The sequence below is a fragment of the Intrasporangium oryzae NRRL B-24470 genome, assembly GCF_000576595.1.
GTDB classification, from domain to species: domain Bacteria; phylum Actinomycetota; class Actinomycetes; order Actinomycetales; family Dermatophilaceae; genus Intrasporangium_C; species Intrasporangium_C oryzae.
This window is the reverse complement of the sequence record NZ_AWSA01000132.1, coordinates 1-400: the sequence shown is the minus strand read 5'-3', so window position 1 is coordinate 400 and position 400 is coordinate 1. Positions and strand designations below refer to the sequence as shown.

1 rRNA gene is annotated in these 400 nt (G+C 55.0%); it reads right to left on the bottom strand.

Going from position 1 to position 400, the window contains the following annotated elements:
• Positions 1-46: 46 nt before the first annotated feature.
• Positions 47-400, bottom strand: a 23S ribosomal RNA gene (locus N865_RS21380); the annotation flags it as partial.

The window sequence follows — 400 nt, the reverse complement described above, 5'->3', positions numbered from 1 at the left end:
TGTCCCGTTTGTATCTCGGGAGCTGCACAGTGGACGCGTAGCATCTTTGGTCAAGTTATCGGCTTATTAGTACCGGTCAGCTCCACACATTGCTGTGCTTCCACATCCGGCCTATCAACCCAGTCGTCTAGCTGGGAGCCTCTCGCCCTCGCGGGCCTGGAAACCTCATCTTGAAACGTGCTTCCCGCTTAGATGCTTTCAGCGGTTATCACTTCCGAACGTAGCTAATCAGCGGTGCTCTTGGCAGAACAACTGACACACCAGAGGTTCGTCCATCCCGGTCCTCTCGTACTAGGGACAGCCTTTCTCAAGTTTCCTACGCGCACAGCGGATAGGGACCGAACTGTCTCACGACGTTCTAAACCCAGCTCGCGTACCGCTTTAATGGGCGAACAGCCCA